Consider the following 17,576-nt stretch of genomic DNA (forward strand, 5'->3'; position numbering starts at 1 on the left):
AAGGACTGGCCGCCCGGCCCGCCTGGACTTCCTCTGGCCGCTGATTGAGATCTGCGATGTGATCGCTTGTTTAAGGAAATGCTGGCGGGGTTGTCCGTGGGGATCGTGTTGGCAGACAAGTGAAAAGAGGTTCGATGACAGCAGGCCAGGTGTGGGCTGGTGCGGATATCGGCAAGGAGCATCACTGGGTAGCCGTGGTCGACGACAAGGGCGCGATGGTGTTCTCGCGCAAGCTCGTCAACGACGAGCGGCAGATCCGTGATCTCGTCACCGAGGTGGACCAACTTGCCGAGCGGGTGTCGTGGACGGTGGATTTGACCACGGTGTATGCGAGCTTGTTGTTGACGGTGCTGGCTGATGCCGGAAAGTCGGTGCGCTATCTGGCCGGCCGCGCGGTCTGGCAGGCCTCGACGATCTATCGCGGCGGTGAGGCCAAGACCGACGCCAAAGACGCCCGGGTGATCGCCGATCAATCGCGGATGCGCGGGGCCGATCTGCCGGTGTTGCATCCCGACGACGAGCTGATCACCGAACTGCGGATGCTCACCGCTCATCGCGCTGATCTGGTGGCTGACCGTACCCGCACGATCAACCGGCTGCGCCACCAGCTCGTTGCGGTGTGTCCGGCGTTGGAGAGAGCCGCTGCGATGACCCAGGATCGCGGTTGGGTGGTGCTGCTGGCGCGTTACCAACGCCCGAAAGCCATTCGGCAGAGCGGCATCACGCGGCTGACCCGGGTTCTCACTGACGCCGGGGTGCGTAACGCTGCGACGATCGCGGCGGCGGCCGTGGCAGCCGCCAAGTCTCAAACTGTCCGACTGCCGGGCGAAGAGGTCGCCGCTGGGCTGGTGGCGAAACTCGCGCAGGGGGTGATTGACCTCGATGACCGCATCAAAGCCGCCGACGCTGACATCGAGGACCGATTTCGCCGCCATCCCCTGGCCGAGGTGATCACCAGCCTGCCCGGCATGGGGTTTCGGCTCGGCGTCGAATTCCTGGCCGCCGTCGGTGATCCCGCGTTGATCGGATCGGCTGACCAACTGGCCGCCTGGGCCGGATTGGCTCCAGTGCCCAAAGATTCGGGGAAACGCACCGGACGACTGCACACCCCCAAGCGCTACAGCCGTCGACTGCGCCGGGTGATGTACATGTCCGCACTGACAGCGATCCGCTGCGACCCGCATTCCCGGGCCTACTACCAACGCAAACGCGACGAGGGGAAGCGGCCGATCCCGGCCACTATCTGCCTGGCCAGACGCCGCACCAACGTCCTCTACGCCCTCATCCGTGATAACCGCACCTGGCAACCTGACTCACCCCCGATCACCAAATCGGCGGCTTGACTTCTTCATTGAGAGTCCTTTCCTCAGATGGCGGTGTAGGTGCTGGCGGCGGCGGCGTCCTCTGCCGTGTAGCTGCCCGCGGCGTCGCCGATGTTGGCCTGCGCGATGTCCAGCAGCGTGTTGATCTTCGCGGAGACCTCGACGAACCGGGCGTGCGCGGCCTGGAATGCGGCGGCGGATTCGCCCATGTGGAAGGCCTGCGCGGACGAAGCGGCCTGTTCGGCCTGTGCGATGGTGCTGCGCATCAGCGCGGCCTTGACGCCGAACGCCGCCTCTGAGGCGACCAGTTGCGGAATGTGTGCGTCCAGCATGCTCATTGATCTTCCTTTCTCTCGGGTTTGTCGTGGTCGTCCCACGTGGACGGCAGCATCGGGTTGACGGGTCCACCGCCGAACGAATCACCTTGCAGCGTGGTCAATCCGGCCGCCGCCGCGGTGGTTGTGGGCCGGGTTCCGGAGAAGCCCATCGGGCCGGCCCCGCGGGTGGATGCCTTCGCGCCCGGTGCCTCGACCGGGTCGGGTCCTGCGTCCATGTCCATGTACTCGTCGCCGTAGTGGCGGGCGATGGCACCCCGCTTCTTGCGGGCACGACGCCGTTCGCGGGGCGGCGCAGCACTCGACGCCGCCGCGGTCTTTTTTATATATTTTACGCCGCCCACGCTCCTACCCGGCGTACTCTTGTGTGTCGTTGTAGCTTTGATAAAAAATCATATTATATATACTTATTACTGACTTATGTCTATACATGATTCTGGCACCAACTCACTCTATCTTATCAGGGGCGACACCGGCCACCGGCCAGACGCCCGGCTGGTCCGCGCGGGCCGGCGCGGGTGGGGCGGGCGCGGGAGCGTCTGCGGGCGCGTCCGCTGGCGGCGCTGTCTGCTCGAGGAACTGCGGCGCCAACCCGCCGATCACGCCCAGCGTGACTGCCAACAGCGGCTGGATCAACAACTGGGGATACGTCAGCGACGCGCCGACCCAGGAGAACACCTGGTAGGCAACGGCGAACAGGAACGGTCCCCAGGTGACCAGCGCCTCCGACGGATTGGTCAGGAAGTCGGTGATCAGTTGGAAGGAGTTGCCGATCGGGTCCTGGAGGAAGTTGATGATCGGTTCGAACAGCCGAAACGTGTAGTCGGAGTCCCACTTCAGCAGTTGGGCGATCAGGTCTGCGATGTTCTGGCCCGCGCCGGCGTCGGCGGCCTGGAGTTGGGCCGCAGACTGGCTGCCGTCCGCCGCGGCGCGCCCCGCCTCTCCGACGCCGGGAGTCAGCACGAACGGTGCAGGCGACGTCGCAGGCGTGGCGGCCACCGCGGCGCCTGCGACGGCCTGATAGGTGGCCATCGCGGTGGCCGCCTGAATCCACATCCGGACGTAGTCTGCTTCGTTGAGTGTGATCGGAATGGTGTTGATACCGAAGAAGTTCGTCGCCAGCAGGATCGCGTGAGTGGTGTGGTTGAGCGCGAGTTCCGCCAGCGTCGGCATGGCTGCGAGCGCGGTGGTGTACGCCGCGGCCGCGGTTTCGTGCTGTGCCGCCGCGGCGGCGCTGTTCGCGCCGGCTTCTGCCAGCCAGCCGAGATAGGGCGTATGGGCGGCGGCGTACTGGTCGGCGCTGGGTCCCTCCCATGACCCGGCGGCGACGGTGCCGAGCACACCGGTGAGTTCGGCTGCCGCCGAGGCGTATTCGGCGCTCAGCGACTGCCACGCCCCTGCGGCGGCCAGCAGCGACCCGGGTCCAGGGCCGCTCGACAGCTGCGCCGAATGCACCTCGGGTGGCAGCGCCATCCAGACGGGGGCGGTCATGCTCAACCGCGCGCGATCAGATACGACGCTGCCGCGAGGGCGTCACCGGTGGCGTAGCTGACACCTGACTCGCCGACGCCGACGCCGGAGCGGGCGAGTTCTGCGACGCCTTGCGTCGCCATCGCCTGCTGCTGCGAACCGTGCGCGTTGAACGCCGCGGCGGTGGACAGCGATACCGGATCGGCGGCGGGCGGCAGGACGGCGGTGACCAACGGCGCGGCGGCGGCGTGCGCGGCGGCCATTCTGGCGGCCAGCGCCTCGACGGCGGCGCTCGCCGCGGTCAGGCCTTCTGGGACGACACGCAACGTCATCAGCGGTATTCCTTTCCGTACGAAGCATGTTCGGCAACAAGGGGATTGACGAGTTGGACGAACGTCGGATGGTCCGCGTCGGTGAGCAGCATGCCGCGGCCTGCGGGCAGTCGACTGAACCGGTGGCCGCGGATCTTGCCGCCGTCGTGCGGATTGCCCGACAGCATGATGGTGGTGGCCTGCAGATCGTTGAGCCTGCGCAGCAGCGGCGCCGTCATCACCGCGTGCGCCGACCCCGCCGCGCGTGCGGTGACGATGACCCGCAGCCCGAGGTCCGAGGCTTGCGCCAGCAGACCGATCAGCGCCGTCCATGGCCGCTGCCCGACGTGGGGCCCTGCGACGGCGGGGCTGTCCGGGATCTGATCGACGTCATCGACGATCAGGTAGTGCGTGTGGCCCTCGTACGTCCAGCCGCGCAGCTGGCCGGTGTCCAATCCGGCTGGCGGACGGCGCTTTTCGAGCAGCGCCGACAGGCCGAGCATGGCCGGCAGGATCCTGTCGACGTTCGGCGTGTATTCGTTGTCGGCGAACAGCGGTTCGTCGACCAGTTGCAGTCGCCGGTCGATCACCGTGAACGCGACCTGATCGGGCCGGGAGTGCTCCCGAATGGTCCGGATCAGGTGGCGCAGCAGTGTGGTCTTGCCGGACTTCGCGTCACCGAACACCATCAGTAGTGGGTTGTCGGCGAAGTCGACGACGACCGGCGCCAGGTCCTCTTCGCGCTGGCCGATCACCACACGATCGGTGGCCGGATACAGCGGCGCGACCGCAGCCGGGGACAGGTTAGCGGGCAGCAGCCTGACTTCCGGCGCTGTGACGTCCGGGTACTCGGCGTTGATCGCGGCGATCGACTCGAGCGCAGGGCGCGCGAACAGGAAGTGTTCGGCGGCCATGGTGAGTCCGCGGCCGGGCTGGTCAGCCGGCACCGTCTCGGCCGGCCTGCGCAACGCGCCGGGCAGCCGGACGTTGCTGTCGGCAGAGTCGTTGAGCCGCAACTCCAGTCGCAGTCCGAGACCGTCCCGCATGGCCAGTGGCACTTCGATCCAGTTCGGGGTCGTGATGACCACGTGAATGCCGTAGGCCATGCCGGTGTTGACCAGTTCGGTCACCTTGGCCAGCAGCGGATTGCGGGTGTTGAATGCGTCGGTGTTGTCACGCCCGAACGCGTAGAGGTTGTCGATCACGAGGAACACCTCGCCGTAGCCGTCAGCGCGGTCCGAGGCGCCCCGCAGTTGCCGCGCCCGCAGCAGCTGTTCCAGCTCACCGAAGGTGCGGCGGATCCGTTCAGGCTCCAACGGCGATGCCACGCTGCCGACGTGGGCCAGGTGCTGCAATTCGCGCAACTGGCCGCCGCCGTAGTCGAGGCAGTAGAACGTGACGTCGCGCGGCGAGTGCAACGCGGCCGCGGACAGGATGAACGTCTGCAGGGCAGTCGATTTGCCGGATTTCGGGCCGCCGTGGATGACCAGGTTTCCGCCCGCCGAGGTGGCGTCGAACACCAACGGGTCGCGCCGCATCTCGAATGGCTTGTCGATCTCACCGAGCGGCCACCGCCACTGCGTGGCAGGCACCGCCGACCGCTGCAGTACGTCGTCGAGGCTGATCGGCTCGTCCAACGGCTCCAGCCACAGCCGTGGCGCCTTCGGCCCGTAGTGCGCCAACTGATCGCCGATGGTGGCGATCAACTTGCGTGGAGGCAGCACCTCGATGTCGGCTTCGTCGACGATCACGGTGTCGGGTTCCGGCTCGACGCGCCCGGCGGTGAACACCTGAGGCTGTGGAACGGCCCGCACCACAATCGATTTGTCGGCGCGTGGCGGTTCGTAGATGCCGTCGACATAGGTGCTGCGGAACTTGATCGGCGTCGCGCCGGGGGCGGGCACCAGGAAGCCGACGCCTTTGTGCTCGCGGCCGGACTCGATGTGGTAGGCGTCTTCGACGCCGATGATCTGACGCGAAATGGAGGGGCTGGCCACCTTCAGACCGATGCGGTAGGAGGTGTTCTTGTCGATGTCCTTGATCCGGCCCACATCCAATGTCTGCGAGGCGAACAGGATGTGGATCCGAAACGAACGACCCTTGCGGGCAACGTAATCGAAGAGGTCGGCGTACTCGGGGTGGTCGGCCAGCATCAACGTGAACTCGTCGGCGACCACGAAGAGCGTCGGCAGCGGCGGCAAATCGTGACCCACCGCGATAGCGTTCTCATACTCGGTCACCGAGTTGAACGCGCTGCCCTGCACCCGTCTGCCCGCTTCCTTCAACAACTGTTCGCGGCGAGCCACCTCGCCGCGCAGCGTGTCGGCGAACCGGTCGGCCAGCGAGCGCTTCTCGGCCATGTTGGAGATGACCGCGACCACTTGCGGGAAGTTCCGGAAGATGTCGGCACCCGCCTCGCCCTTGAAGTCGGCGTAGATGACGATCAGCCGGTCGGCCGGATGCGTCGTCAGCAGGGACAGCAGGATCGACATCAACGTCTGCGATTTGCCGGAGCCGGTCATGCCGATCATCAGGCCGTGCGGGCCCATGCCGCCTTCCGCTTCGTCCTTGAGGTCGAAGTACAGCGGTTCGCCGGTCGCGGTGACACCGATCGGGACCCGAAGCTCCTCGTCGCGGCTGCGCGGCGCCCACAGCGTGGCGATGTCGAGTGCCGAGGCGTCGGGAATGTCGAGCAACGTGGTGAAGGTGGCGCTGCCGGTGCTGGCCGCCCGCGACTGGTTCGGGTGGGTGTCCCAGCGCGCCAACCGCCTGGCGATGTGGCGCGCGTCGTCGGCGCTGAGGTGGTCGGCGGTGTCGATGAAAGGCTGCCAGCCGCCGCTGTGCCAGCGTTGGACCGCGCCGTCGACAATGTGCAATACGGGCCGCTCCGGGTCTGCGTACTGCTCCCGGTGCGGCGGTGTCGTGGTCCGGTGAATGACGGTGACGCCCGCGGCGAGCACCGGCCCGGGATCGGCGTCGGGATCGTCGAGGATGACCAGCCAGTGCTTGGCGCTGTCGGCAGGCATCCGCAGGCCCGACACGTCGGTGCTCAGATGGCGGGCGGCCCCGACGCCGTCGACTTCGCCGGACACGTCGACGTGCGGCAACCACTTCAGCCAGGACCAGTCGGAGCTCTCCAAATCCGGTCCCGCGAAGGCGATCCCGAGCACGGTGGGGTCATGCCATGTGACCGCCTGCGCCAGCCACGCGCGCAGCGCGCCACGCACGTCGTCGACGTCACCGAGGACGGTGATCTGCGACAGCTTGGTCACGTCGATGCCTGCGGGCGCGTTGTGCAGGGTGCGCTGTGTATCGAGCAGCCCCCGCAGCGTGCTGTGCGAGACCGGTTCGAGGTCGATCTCGTCGGCGCTGTCTTTGACCCGCAGCGCGGTGTCGAGCGCAACGTCGTGCAGGCCGGCGCGCAACACGAGGAAGTCGTCGTCGTGCGGATCGCGCTCCCACTGCCGCCGGGTGCCGGGAATCGCGGTCAGCGCCAACGGCTCCGGATGCGACCACTCGAGGCGGGCCCGCTGCGCGCCTGCGTGTGCGCGCACGTTGTCGCGAACCACCGACAGGTACCGCAGATAGTCGGCGCGCTCGGCGTCGACCTCTTCGGTCCGCAGCTTGTTGTCCGAACCGCGGTACAGCGCGGTGGCCGCCAACAGCAGGACGAACGGGAAGAACAGCGTCTGCGGGGAGATCAGCCGCATGCCCGTGGCCACCAGCGCCACGATCATCCCGACGATCAGGATCACGATCAGATACGGCAGCACGCGCCGCAGCAGCGACGGCGGCACCTGTCGCGGCAATTCCGGCGGCGGTTCGATGGTGATGGCCCCCGCACGGGTCGCCGGCGCGGGCAACCTGCGGTGTGCTTCGAAGATCAGACGGCTCACGGTGTTTCGCTCCGGTCACTGGGCAGGGCGTCGTGTGCCAACAGTGCGTCGGAGCGCGACAGAGTGGGTCCCGCCGCGAATTGCGACAGCATCGACCAGGGGATCGGCAGCGGCTCGGCGCCAAGGCCGAGCGCGGCCGCGGCTTTCGCGTCGTCGATGCCATACCGGACGCCGGTGTCGCTGATCCAGAACAGCGAGCCGGCGCTGTCCACGAGATAGCCTGCGCCCGGCGACAAGGCCACCCGGTTCGGGGAGCCGACGAGCGCGACGGTGTGCAGCCCGTCAGGCAGCGGAACGGTGGAGCCCGACAGCAGCGTCAGTGAATTGGCCGTCGCACCTTGCGGTTTCGTCCATTGCAGGCAGGTCGCGGGATCATCTGCGGCGTCGACGATGGTCACGCGGTCGGTCGGGTATGCGTCGGTGTCGATGCCGCGCGCCATCGGAAGTCGCGCCACCTCGTCGGCGCCGAGGCGCGGCGGTTGTTCGAGACCGAACGAGTTGGTGTTGCGCAGGATCGACGCGAGCACCTCGGAGATGGGTTGCAGGCCGTCAGTGAGCACCGCGTAGTGCCTGATGGTGTTGTCGGCTTCGTAGGCCGCGACGACGGCGCCCACCGGCGCTGCGGACGGCAGCGGGAACTGCGGCGGTTCACCGGCACGCGGGATTGCGGGCGCAGTCAGGGCGGCGCCCTCAGGAATCGCGTTGAACAGCCCGGTGACGATCGGGCGCGGCGCCGGAATGTCCGCGCCGAGGCCCAGTGCATCGGTGACGGCACGGTCGGCGAGGTCGACCGCACTGCGCCTGCCGTTCCACAGCAGCCAACTGCGGCCGTCGTGTTGCACGAGAACGGCGTGCGCCGACGGCAGTTCGGTGGCCCGTCCGCCGCCCGTCCCGAGGTGCCCCGCGATCACCGTCACCCCTGGCGTGGTGGAGTCGTCGCAGATGGTCCACTGCGCGTCGCGAGATGTGCTCTGCACCAACCGCTCTGGGGCGCCCGGGATGCCGAGCAGGTTACCCCTCGCGAACTTGTCGAGCTCGCTGGACTTCACACTGGTCGGGTTGTCCGGCCGCCCGGCGATCAACCGCGCGGAGGCCAGATTCAGCACCGGATGCAGGCGATCACCGACCTTGACGTAGAGCGCAGCGGTCGACCGGTCCGCCAGCACCGCGTCGTTACCCGCCACACCCGACGGCCGGATCAGCGAGAAGACGAAGCAGCCGGCGAGGCCGGTGATCAGGATCAGCGCCCCGACCAGGACGGCACGGGTCTGCGTGCGCAGCGGGTCGACCAGCATTCTGGTGTCGTGCAGCGCGACGCCGGATGCGGTGCGGCGCATGACAAACCGCCAACCCGACACCTGGTGGCGGGTGACGAAGCCGCGGCGGTACACCACCCTGTCGGGGTTGTCGTTCACGGGTGTCCGCGACGCGAACTCCCGCCGGTCCTGCCCGGTCAATTCGGCACCGGCAGGCCGAGGCCGCGAAGCAGTGACGCGGCAGAGGAGTTCACGTCATCCGCGATGATGGTCATCAATTCGTCGTCGGTGAAGTCTGCCGAGTCGGAGTGGTCGAGGCGGTATTCACGTTCTTCCTCGGACCGCTCGACGAGGTTGCGGACGAATCGGCCGTTGCCTGCGATGTCGAGGCTGCGCCGCGCCACCCCTGCCGCGTCGGGCGTGGTGGCGTCCGCGAGGTGGCCGAAGAGTTTCTCCATATCGGCGAGTGCCGCCGGTTCGAACACGCTGTCCCGCTTTTCTGCCATCCTGGTTGCGATTTCGACGAGTTCGGTCGCGGAGTACGACGGGAAGTCGATGCTTCGGGTGAAGCGCGACCGCAGCCCTTCATTGGTGTCGAGGAAGTGGTCAAGGTCCTTGCGGTAACCGGCGACGATGACCACGAGGCGGTCGCGGTCGTTCTCCATTCTGGCCAGCAGCGTGTCGATCGCGACCAGGCCGAAGTCGTTCTTGGCGCCGGTGGAGACGAGCGCGTAGGCCTCGTCGAGAAAAAGCACACCGTCGAGCGCGCTGTCGATGATCGCGTTCGTCTTCGCTTCCGTCTCGCCGATGTGCTGACCGATCAGGTCGGCGCGGTGCACCTCCCGCACGGTCTCCTTTTTCAGCAGGCCGAGTCCGCAGTAGATCTTGGCGACGACACGGGCGATCGTCGTCTTACCCGTGCCGGGCGGCCCTGCGAAGACCAGATGGTTGGTGCGCTGGGCGACTGTCAGCCCGCGCTCCTGGCGCCGGATCGCCATGGCCACCGAGCTTTTGAGCCGGGCCACCTGATACTTCACTTCCTCGAGACCGATGAACTCGGCGAGTTCGGCCTCCGCCTCGATGAGCAGATGCGCCTTCCGCTCCTTGGCGCCGGGATCGACGAACTCCGCTTCGGTGGGCTCGGAGTCCGGATCCCACGGGTTGGTGCGCGCCTCGATCCGCGCGGCCGTGGTGGTGGCCAACCCGAACGACGAATCCGACAGCGCTTCTTCGATGTTCGCATTCTCGGGGTGGGCCGCATAGAGGTCCTGCAGCAGTTCGTCGGCGTCGTCGTCCTCCCCCTGGGCGCGCAGCGAAAGCGCCTTCGCCAGCGCGCCGTCGACGGCTGCGACCGCGATGGGCCCGTCGGGTTCTTCCAGGTGCGACAGCGCGGGCGCGAACAAGCCGAGGCGGGCCAACGCGATGCCGAGCGTCACCCGCGCGGCGTGTCGGAAGACCTCGTCGAGCGAACCGTCGTTGACGACACCGGTGAGCAACCGCACCACATCGGACCACCGTTCGGTGCGGTAGCAGAGGGCCACGCGCAGCCACGTCGCACTGTGCCAGTCCGGTCGCCGGACAAGCACGTCGCCGATCAGCCGATCGGCGTCAGCGAACCTATCTGCTTCGGAAAGCGTTGCCGCGTAGGCCAATTGGAAATCGTCGCGATCGGTGGCGCGCAACTGTAGGTAGAGACCGGTGTCGTAGGTGAACCCGAGCGCGTCGGGCGCGAGGCCGATCTCGCGCTGCAGCAGTCCCGCCGTGCCCACCGTCCGCCAGATCGATTCGACGACACGGGCGTTGATCTCGCCCGCCGCGGCGAGGCCGGTCCACGCATCGCATTGTTCGTGGGCGACACGCGTCAACGCGGCGAACCCGGATCGGGCGGCGGTCAGATCGGCGGGGCGCCGCCGGTCGTGGACCGACAGACCGAGGGCGCGACAGCAGGTGGCGAATCGGCCGACGACGTCGCGGTCGGCCCTGGTGGAGGCATGGGGGACCGACAGAGTGTCACTCTCCACGGCGTCCCCTTACTTAGCCATGCCTTAGCTAACTTGGGTGAAGTTAGCACTGCATAAGCTAAGTGTCGAGACGTACGTCCGGCTGCCAACGGAATAAACGCGGCCCCGCCGCCGTCACCACAGAGCGTGACTATTCGACTTGGACTGCAGATCCCGAACTTCACCTACGGCACACCTGTCGCCGAGCTTTTCCCGGCCGTCAAGGCGCAAGCCAAGGAGGCCCAGGACGCCGGTTTCGACACCGTGCTGGTGATGGACCACTTCTACCAACTGCCGACGCTGGGCGAACACGACGAGCCGATGTTGGAGGCCTACACGCTGTTGGGTGCGCTGGCCTCCGCGACTGAGACGGTGCAGCTTTCGACGTTGGTCACCGGCAACACTTACCGGAACCCGACGCTGCTGGCCAAGGAGATCACCACGCTCGACGTGGTCAGCGGCGGGCGGGCGATCCTGGGTATCGGCGCGGGCTGGTTCGAGCTCGAGCACCAGCAGTTGGGCTTCGAGTTCGGCACGTTCACGGAGCGGTTCGAGAAGCTCGAGGAGGCGCTGCAGATCATCATCCCGATGACCCACGGTGAGCGGCCGAGCTTTTCGGGCAAGTGGTATCACACCGAGAACGCCGTCAACGAGCCCCGGTTGCGGGACCACATTCCGGTGATGCTCGGTGGCAGTGGCGAGAAGAAGACGTTCCGGATGGCCGCGCAGTACGCCGACCACCTCAACATCATCGCCGGCATGCCGGAGCTTCCAGGCAAGCTGCGCGCGTTGCATGACCGGTGCGCCGAAGCCGGCCGCGATCCGTCGACGCTGGAAACCAGTTGCCTGCTGACCGCCGTGGTCGACGGGTTCGAGTCGCATCGAACCATCGACGAGGCCCGCGGCGACCGCGCCGTCTCAGGGTCACCCGAACAGATCGCCGACGAGATCAAGCGCCGGGTGCTCGATGTCGGCATCGACGGCGTGATCATCAACCTGCCGACGCATCGCTACCAGCCGGGACTGATCACAAAGGTCGGCGAGGCGCTGCGGCCGCTGGTCAGTGCTTGACGGCGCTGACCAGGCGGATGTTGCCGATCATGGCGCCGGCTTCGGAGTCGGGCGCCGGGACCGGCCTGCCGAACGAGCGCAGCTGATACGCCAACGGGGTGGCCACCGCCTGCCAGCCACGGCTGCCGAACCACTCGTGTGCGGGTGCGTGCTGCTCGTTGTAGACCAGGGTGAAGAAGGTGCGGTCGGTGGCGCCGGTGACCTCCTCGTCGCGCCTGGCCGCAAAGATGTTGGCGTCCAGCGGCTCCGACTCTTCGACAGCGAGGTGGCTGCCCGAAGCGGTCAGCGAGTCGATGCCGGTGAACAGCTGGTGCTGTGCGCTGGCGGGCAGATAGATCAACAGGCCTTCGGCGATCCACGCTGACGGCTTCGACGGGTCGAATCCGCTGTCGCGCAACGCCTTCGGCCAGTCGTTGCGCAGGTCGACAGCGATCTCCCTGCGGTCGGCGGTGGGGGTGTCGCCGTGGGCGGACAGCGCCTGGCGTTTGAACTCCAGCACCTGCGGTTGATCGAGTTCGAACACCACGGTGCCGTCGGGCCACGGCAACCGGTAGCCGCGCGAGTCCAACCCGGCGGCCAGCAACACGATCTGACGCACTCCCGCTTCGGCGGCCGCGGCGAAGTACGTGTCGAAGTACCTGGTCCGAACACCCTGAAAGTTGATGAAGTAATCCCCGAACTCGGTCCGCAGTGCGTGCTCGGGGACGCCGCCGTCGAGCAGGTCCGCCCACTCGCCGCCGACGGCGCGACAGAATACCTCGGCGTACGGGTCCACTGCCGCAGGGTTGGCCTTCTGCGCTTCCAAAGCCCGTGCCGCGGCGACGAACAAAGCAGTGTTGCCGACGCTCGTCGTGATGTTCCAGGTGTCGTTATCGGTACGCACGTACGCGTTTATACGCTCTGATGCTGGGCGGTTCTCTCAGGCTGGGTCGGCGGCAAACCCTAGACCAACGGGCGGCCGGTCCTGATCCGCCAGTCCAGATCCTTCAGCAGCACGTTGAACGGGAACTGCCGGATGAAACGCGGCATCAGGTTGTTGAGGAAGCGAAGCACACGGATGGTGCGGTCGAAGCGACGCTGCCTCGCCGCATTCCACTCCAGCTTCATCTCGTCGCGGAACCGTTGCGGCAGAAAGCCCGTCGTGATCATCAAGTTGAAGTCGTCGAGCCTGCGCTGCACCCGTGTCGGCAACTTGACGCCACGGATGCGGCCCGCCGCGATCGGCCACAGATAGTCGCGGACGGCGTCATCGATATGGACCTGCTCGAGCGACTCCTGCCAGTACCGGTCGAAGGCCGCACGGTCCTTCGGCCACATGTCCTCGGGTACCTGCAAAGTGGTTCCGAGCGGTAACCCCTCGGCGTAATGCCGCTCGGCGGTCTGTTCGTCCATTTCGCCGACGAACAACCGGTACACGTCCACCGCACCCTTGTACAGGCAGGCCCCCACCCACAGTTGAAGGTCGCGGTCGAATGCGTTGTAGGTGACGGGACTCTTATCGGTCGAATAGACCTGGGCGTGTGCACGATTCACCGCGCGCCGGAATGCCGCCTTCTGCTCGGGCGAACCCTGAGTGGCGACCGCGAGGTAGGTAAACGTGGTGCGCGCACGCTTGATCGGATGCAGGTCCACCCGGCCGCTCTCGACCCGGCTTTCCATCACGCCGTAGCCGACCCCGGGCCTGGCCAACTGCATGATCACGTTGGCCGGGCCTGCCAGCAGCGCCACCCCCATCAACCCGTCGTCGAAATTGGCGCCGCGGCGCCGCGGCGTCGTCGGAGTCCCGACGGCGGCATCGCAGACTGGCCGCTCGACCTGTGCCACCGGCTCACTGATCGTCATTGACCCACCTAGTGTTCGGCAAATGTGAGAACGTTTGTTTCCAGATTATCTTGCCCGTACCTCGACGCCGGTGTCAAGATGGATCCGATGGCTCAAGTGCGGCCCTACCGGGGCATTGAGGCGGCCGACCGGGTCGCCGAGCGACGCCGCAGGTTCCTGGAAGCGGGTCTGGACATCCTCGGATCCGATTCCGACTTGTCCGAACTGACCGTGCGCGGCATCTGCCGCCGGGCCGGCTTCGCATTGCGCTACTTCTACGAGAGCTTTGCCGACAAGGACGACCTGATCGCCGCGGTGTACGACTGGGTGATCGCCGACCTCGCCGCGACGACGCAGGCCGCGGTCGCGGCGGCGCCGGTGCCCGAGCAGAGTCGGGCGGGGATGGCCAATATCGTTCGGAGCATCGCCGCAGACCCGCGGGTGGGCCGGTTGCTGTTCAGTTCGCAGCTGTCGAACCCGGTCGTGGTGCGCAAGCGCACGGAGTCGTTCGCGTTGATGGCGTTATTGACGTTTCAGCATGCCAGCACCGTCGGCGGCCGCCACACCGACCGGCTCAAGGCCGGATCCCATTTCGTGGTCGGCGGTGTCGCCCAGATGATCACGTCATGGTTGGAAGGCGACGTGTCGCTGGACAACGACGAACTGGTGGACCAACTGGCCACGATGATCGACGCGCTCGCCGTGCCCGACCTCTATACCGATTAGCGGCCTGCGGGCACCCTCGGCCTGCGATCTGCCACGGTCTTCGGCGTGGTCTGCGCGTCGTTCTTGGTGAATTCCTTGGTCCAGCAGGCAAACTCCAGTGTGATGCCGTCAGGATCGTGGAAGTAGAACGACCGCACGTACACACCTGGATGTACCGTCGGCGACACCTGGGCTTCGCTCTCGTCGTGGTTGAGCACCGGGCCGACGCGCACGCCCTTGTCCTTGAGTCGCTGCCGATACTCGTCGAACTTCTCGGCGGGCACATGGAATGCGAGGTGGTTCATGGTGCTGACGGCGCTGACGATGTCGCCGATCCCGGGTATCGCCTCCGGTGACGACACGCCAGGCACCCGGTCCGGCGCATCGGCGAACCAGAAGAACGCGACACAGTCGCCGTTGCCCGCATCGAAGAAGAAGTGCTGCCCCATGCCGCCCGGCAGATCCAGCGATTTGATCAGTGGCATGCCGAGCACATTGCTGTAGAAGTCGACGGTGCGCGCCATGTCGGAGCAGACCAGGGCCACGTGGTTGATGCCGCCGAGGTCGAATTCGGAATTGGGATTGGATGGCTTGATCACGTTCGCAACTCCTCTAGCCAAGCTCGAAATCTGAATCTAACATCAGATTCAGTTTGGATCAACGGCCGAGGAGCCCCGTGACCGTCAGCCCCCGCGAGCAGTTGCCGACAGTGCGTGGCAGGCAGACGCAGGCCGCCATCGACGCGGCGGCACGGCGGGTGATCGCGCGCAAGGGCATTCTGGCGACGACGATTTCGGACATCGCCGCAGAAGCGGGCAAGTCGACGGCGTCGTTCTACAACTACTACGACTCCAAGGAAGCCATGGTCCTGCAGTGGGCCGTGCGATTTCGCGACGAGGCGCGGAAGCGGTCTCGGGCGGCCGCGCAGCCAGGCCTGACCAACTGGGAACGCGCGTATCAGGCGGCCGCCGCACACTGGCACACCTATCGCAACAGGCTCGCCGAGATCATCAGCGTCTCGCAACTGGCCATGATCAGCGACGATTTCGCCGAATACTGGGCGGACATCTGCTCGCTGCCCATAGCGTTGATCACCGACATGGTGAAACAAGCTCAGCGGCAGGGCTTCTGCCCAGCCGACGACGATCCGCATCTGGTTGCGGTTGCGATGGTGTCCATGCTCAACCAATTCTGCTATACGCAACTGTCCGGCGACGCGCGTGCTGTCGACGACGACTCGTGTATCACCACGCTGGCCAACATCTTCTACCGGACGATCTACCCCAAGGAGGCCGGCCTGCCATGACGAGAACCGCGACGTCATCCGGAACTCCCGGCGTCACACGCGAATTCGTCGGTTTGGACTCACCGACAGCGCGGCGCGCCGGTTCCGGCGGCCATCCGTGCCAAGGCCTCTACCACCGCGGCGTCGGACGCAAGCCGAAGGTCGCGATGATCGCCGCGCACTATCAGATCGACTTCTCCGAGCACTATCTCGCCGACTACATGGCCACCCGCGGCATCGGTTTCCTCGGCTGGAACACCCGCTATCGCGGATATGAGAGCAGTTTTTTGCTAGACCACGCCCTCGTCGACATCGGTGTCGGGGTCCGATGGCTGCGCGAGGTGCAAGGTGTGGAAACCATTGTGCTGCTTGGTAACTCCGGCGGTGGTTCGCTGATGGCCGCCTATCAGGCCCAAGCGGTCGACCCGCACGTGACGCCACTGCCTGGCATGCGGCCCGCGGCGGGCCTCGCCGACCTGCCGCCCGCCGACGGCTACGTGGCGAGCGCTGCGCATCCCGGGCGGCCCGACGTGCTGACCGCCTGGATGGACGCGTCGGTGATCGACGAAAACGACCCGTTGGCAGCGGATCCCGATCTCGACCTGTTCAACGAACACAACGGGCCGCCGTACTCCAAGGAATTCATCGAGCGCTACCGGTCGGCGCAGATCGCCCGCAACCATGCGATCACCGACTGGGCGGAGACCGAACTCAAGCGGGTGCATGCGGCGGGCTTCTCGGACCGCCCGTTCACGGTGCATCGGACGTGGGCGGACCCGCGCATGGTCGATCCCGCCATCGAGCCGACCAAACGGCCCGCCAACATGTGTTACGCGGGACCGCCGGTCAAGGCCAACCGGTCGGCACACGGCATCGCCGCCGCCTGCACGCTGCGGAACTGGCTGGGCATGTGGAGCCTTCGGCACGCACAGACGCGCGCCGAACCGCACCTGGCCCGCATCGACTGTCCCGCGTTGGTGATCAACGCAGAACAGGACACCGGCGTCTTTCCCAGCGATGCCCAACGCATCTACGACGCCTTGGCCAGTTCCGACAAGTCACAGTGCGCCATCGACACCGACCACTACTTCACCACGCCGGGAGCACGCAGCGAGAAGGCCGATACGATCGCCAAGTGGATCACCAAGCGGTGGCGCTAAGGGTTCTCGCCCACTTCGTTCCCGGCCCCAAGGACATCGAATTCCTTGCCCCAGAAGCGGATTGGCTTGACGTTCGGTTTTGTGCCGAGGACGACGACGCCACGTTCTACCGCGAACTACCCGACGCGAACGTCATCTGGCATGTGCTGCGGCCGATCTCCGGTGACGACCTCCAAAAGGCGGCCAACCTCAAACTCGTACACAAGATGGGCGCCGGGGTGAACACCATCGACGTCGACACCGCCACCCGACTGGGCATCGCGGTGGCGAACATGCCCGGTGCCAACGCGCCGTCGGTCGCCGAGGGCACCGTGCTGCTGATGCTCGCCGCGCTGCGCAGGCTACCCGCGCTGGATCGCGCGACCCGGGACGGCAGGGGATGGCCGACGGACCCGACCCTCGGCGACACCGTGCGCGATATCGGCGGGTGCACGGTGGGCCTGGTCGGCTACGGCAACATCGCGAAGGCCGTCGAGCACATCGTGTCGGCGATGGGCGCGCAGGTCCTGCACACCAGCACCCGCGACGACGGCCACCCCGCCTGGCGCCCGCTCCCCGATCTGCTGTCCGCCAGCGACATCGTCTCGCTGCATCTGCCGCTGACCGACGCGACCGCGCGCATGTTCGACCGCACCGCGCTGGGCCGGATGAAGCCCGGCGCCGTCCTGGTCAACACTTCACGAGGCGGCGTAGTCGACGAAGCGGCGCTCGTCGACGCGCTGCGCACCGGCAGCCTGGCCGCTGCGGGTCTGGACGTCTTCTCGGAAGAACCCGTTCCCGCCGACAATCCACTGCTCACTCTCGACAATGTGGTGCTCACCCCACACGTCACCTGGTACACCGCCGACACCATGCGGCGCTACCTGGAACACGCACTGGACAACTGCAGGCGGATCAGTGACGGCCGGAGTCTGGCCGATGTTGTCAACGAGTAATCTGACTCC

Annotated in this window: 14 protein-coding genes and 1 pseudogene; 6 read left to right on the forward strand and 9 right to left on the reverse strand. The window is 66.6% G+C overall.

Going from position 1 to position 17,576, the window contains the following annotated elements; translation table 11 throughout:
- Positions 1 to 134: 134 nt before the first annotated feature.
- The gene (locus C1A30_RS22950) at positions 135 to 1,343 is read left to right on the forward strand and encodes an IS110 family transposase (protein WP_101950676.1); all 1,209 of its coding nucleotides are present in this window, start codon (positions 135 to 137) and stop codon (positions 1,341 to 1,343) included.
- A 23-nt stretch (positions 1,344 to 1,366) separates the two neighbouring features.
- Here C1A30_RS22950 and C1A30_RS22955 read toward each other — a convergent pair whose 3' ends face one another.
- The 6 genes and pseudogenes from C1A30_RS22955 to eccA all read right to left on the reverse strand — a co-directional run bounded on the left by C1A30_RS22955 (position 1,367) and on the right by eccA (position 10,611).
- A complete protein-coding gene (locus C1A30_RS22955) occupies positions 1,367 to 1,660 on the reverse strand; it encodes a type VII secretion protein EsxS (protein ID WP_101950677.1) in 294 nt (97 codons plus the stop codon).
- Positions 1,657 to 3,148, reverse strand: a pseudogene (locus C1A30_RS22965) (PPE domain-containing protein). The gene C1A30_RS22955 and the pseudogene C1A30_RS22965 overlap by 4 nt, the downstream one beginning before the upstream one ends.
- 2 nt (positions 3,149 to 3,150) lie before the next feature.
- Entirely contained in the window at positions 3,151 to 3,459 is a 309-nt protein-coding gene (locus C1A30_RS22970) for a PE family protein (RefSeq protein ID WP_101950680.1), read from the reverse strand.
- A complete protein-coding gene (eccCa, locus tag C1A30_RS22975) occupies positions 3,459 to 7,334 on the reverse strand; it encodes a type VII secretion protein EccCa (protein ID WP_101950681.1) in 3,876 nt (1,291 codons plus the stop codon). The genes C1A30_RS22970 and eccCa overlap by 1 nt, the downstream gene beginning before the upstream one ends.
- Complete coding sequence (eccB, locus tag C1A30_RS22980; protein WP_101950682.1) at positions 7,331 to 8,791, reverse strand: type VII secretion protein EccB; 1,461 nt, start codon at positions 8,789 to 8,791, stop codon at positions 7,331 to 7,333. Before eccB ends, eccCa begins: the two co-directional genes overlap by 4 nt.
- Positions 8,788 to 10,611 carry a type VII secretion AAA-ATPase EccA gene (gene eccA, locus C1A30_RS22985; protein WP_200828405.1) on the reverse strand — a complete coding sequence of 608 codons (1,824 nt, stop codon included), beginning with the start codon at positions 10,609 to 10,611 and terminating at the stop codon, positions 8,788 to 8,790. The genes eccB and eccA overlap by 4 nt, the downstream gene beginning before the upstream one ends.
- 126 nt (positions 10,612 to 10,737) lie before the next feature.
- Here eccA and C1A30_RS22990 point away from each other — a divergent pair, with 126 nt between their 5' ends.
- Positions 10,738 to 11,661: an LLM class F420-dependent oxidoreductase gene (locus C1A30_RS22990; protein WP_101950683.1), complete on the forward strand. Its 924-nt coding sequence runs from the start codon at positions 10,738 to 10,740 to the stop codon at positions 11,659 to 11,661.
- Here the strand turns inward: C1A30_RS22990 and C1A30_RS22995 are convergent.
- Together C1A30_RS22995 and C1A30_RS23000 are read right to left on the reverse strand one after the other, a co-directional pair.
- Positions 11,651 to 12,544, reverse strand: a complete 894-nt coding sequence (locus C1A30_RS22995; protein ID WP_101950684.1) for a class I SAM-dependent methyltransferase — start codon at positions 12,542 to 12,544, stop codon at positions 11,651 to 11,653. The two genes, C1A30_RS22990 and C1A30_RS22995, sit on opposite strands and share 11 nt — an antisense overlap.
- A 59-nt stretch (positions 12,545 to 12,603) precedes the next feature.
- Entirely contained in the window at positions 12,604 to 13,503 is a 900-nt protein-coding gene (locus tag C1A30_RS23000; protein ID WP_101950685.1) for an oxygenase MpaB family protein, read from the reverse strand.
- Positions 13,504 to 13,581: 78 nt separating this feature from the next.
- On the opposite strand from C1A30_RS23000, the gene C1A30_RS23005 reads away from it, so the two are divergent.
- On the forward strand, positions 13,582 to 14,208 hold the full coding sequence (locus C1A30_RS23005) for a TetR/AcrR family transcriptional regulator (RefSeq protein WP_369974173.1): 627 nt from the start codon (positions 13,582 to 13,584) through the stop codon (positions 14,206 to 14,208).
- On the opposite strand, the gene C1A30_RS23010 is transcribed toward C1A30_RS23005, so the two are convergent.
- Positions 14,205 to 14,786, reverse strand: coding sequence for a VOC family protein (locus C1A30_RS23010; protein ID WP_101950686.1), 582 nt, complete (start codon positions 14,784 to 14,786; stop codon positions 14,205 to 14,207). The two genes, C1A30_RS23005 and C1A30_RS23010, sit on opposite strands and share 4 nt — an antisense overlap.
- Positions 14,787 to 14,863: 77 nt before the next feature.
- On the opposite strand from C1A30_RS23010, the gene C1A30_RS23015 reads away from it, so the two are divergent.
- The 3 genes from C1A30_RS23015 to C1A30_RS23025 are packed head-to-tail and all read left to right on the forward strand — an operon-like array spanning position 14,864 to position 17,567.
- On the forward strand, positions 14,864 to 15,493 hold the full coding sequence (locus C1A30_RS23015; protein ID WP_101950687.1) for a TetR/AcrR family transcriptional regulator: 630 nt from the start codon (positions 14,864 to 14,866) through the stop codon (positions 15,491 to 15,493).
- Complete coding sequence (locus C1A30_RS23020; protein WP_101950688.1) at positions 15,490 to 16,632, forward strand: alpha/beta hydrolase; 1,143 nt, start codon at positions 15,490 to 15,492, stop codon at positions 16,630 to 16,632. Before C1A30_RS23015 ends, C1A30_RS23020 begins: the two co-directional genes overlap by 4 nt.
- Positions 16,608 to 17,567, forward strand: a complete 960-nt coding sequence (locus tag C1A30_RS23025; protein WP_101950689.1) for a 2-hydroxyacid dehydrogenase — start codon at positions 16,608 to 16,610, stop codon at positions 17,565 to 17,567. The genes C1A30_RS23020 and C1A30_RS23025 overlap by 25 nt, the downstream gene beginning before the upstream one ends.
- The last annotated feature ends 9 nt before the right edge of the window (positions 17,568 to 17,576 follow it).

The sequence above is a fragment of the Mycobacterium sp. 3519A genome (genome assembly GCF_900240945.1).
Lineage (GTDB): Bacteria > Actinomycetota > Actinomycetes > Mycobacteriales > Mycobacteriaceae > Mycobacterium.